Origin of the sequence: Streptomyces sp. NPDC085524 (genome assembly GCF_044541755.1) — a bacterium.
Classification (GTDB): Bacteria; Actinomycetota; Actinomycetes; order Streptomycetales; family Streptomycetaceae; genus Streptomyces.
Map to the genome: position 1 here is coordinate 1 of NZ_JBITTH010000078.1, position 1,353 is coordinate 1,353.

The 1,353-nt window shown below is 70.9% G+C and carries 1 protein-coding gene and 1 pseudogene; both read right to left on the reverse strand.

Annotation, left to right across the window (positions count from 1 at the left end):
- Window positions 1-233 (reverse strand): annotated as a pseudogene (locus tag ACIGFK_RS42485) (methylmalonyl Co-A mutase-associated GTPase MeaB); the annotation flags it as partial.
- Window positions 234-240: 7 nt separating this feature from the next.
- A partial coding sequence (locus ACIGFK_RS42490; protein ID WP_400056165.1) for a methylmalonyl-CoA mutase family protein occupies window positions 241-1,353 on the reverse strand: 1,113 nt, incomplete at its 5' end.

Below are 1,353 nucleotides of genomic sequence, written 5' to 3' on the forward strand. Positions count from 1 at the left end.
GTGAGCATGGTGCCGAAGGCGTCGATGAAGGTGGACTTGCCGACGCCCGGCACGCCGCTGATGCCGATCCTGCGCGCGTTGCCCGCGTACGGCAGCAGCTGGGTCAACAGGCGCTGCGCCAGCACCCGGTGAGCGGGCAGGGTGGACTCGACGAGGGTGATGGCGCGCGCGATCAGCGCGCGCTTCCCGTCGAGTACTCCCTTCGCGTAGGCCTCGATGTCGATCCGCGCCATCGCCGGCCTACAGCTCGTGGCCCAGATCCGCGGCGAGCCGCGTCACCAGGTCGTGGGCCGCGTCGGGGATGACCGTGCCCGGCGGGAAGACCGCCGTCGCGCCCATCTCCAGCAGCGTGGGGACATCGGCCGGCGGGATGACTCCGCCCACCACGATCATGATGTCCTCGCGTCCCTCTTCGGCCAGCTGCTCGCGCAGTGCCGGTACGAGGGTGAGGTGGCCGGCGGCGAGGGAGGAGACGCCCACGACGTGGACGTCGGCCTCCACCGCCTGGCGGGCCACTTCCGCCGGGGTCTGGAAGAGGGGGCCGACGTCGACGTCGAAGCCCAGGTCGGCGAAGGCGGTCGCGATGACCTTCTGGCCTCGGTCGTGCCCGTCCTGGCCCATCTTGGCGACCAGGATGCGCGGACGCCGGCCCTCCGCCTCCTCGAAGCGGTCGACGAGCGAGCGGGTGCGCTCCACGGACGGGGACTCGCCTGCCTCGGTTCGGTACACACCCGAGATGGTACGGATCTGGCTCGCGTGGCGGCCGTACACCTTCTCCAGTGCGTCGGAGATCTCACCGACGGTGGCCTTGGCGCGGGCCGCGTCCACGGCGAGCGCGAGGAGGTTGCCCTCGCCGCGCTCGGCCGCGTTGGTCAGTGCCCGGAGGGTGTCCTGGGTGACCGCCTCGTCGCGTTCCTCGCGCAGACGCCGGAGTTTGGCGATCTGCTGGGTGCGGACGGAGGAGTTGTCGACCTTGAGGACGTCGATCGCCTCGTCGTTCTCCACGCGGTATTTGTTGACGCCGATGACGGGCTGGCGGCCGGAGTCGATGCGGGCCTGGGTGCGGGCGGCGGCTTCCTCGACGCGGAGCTTGGGGATGCCTGCGTCGATGGCCTGCGCCATGCCGCCGGCGGCTTCGACCTCCTGGATGTGCTGCCAGGCGCGCCGGGCGAGGTCGTAGGTGAGTTTTTCGACGTAGGCGCTGCCGCCCCAGGGGTCGATGGAGCGGCAGGTGCCCGATTCCTGCTGGAGGAGGAGCTGGGTGTTGCGGGCGATGCGTGCGGAGAAGTCCGTGGGGAGTGCGAGGGCTTCGTCGAGGGCGTTGGTGTGCAGGGACTGGGTGTGGCCCTGGGT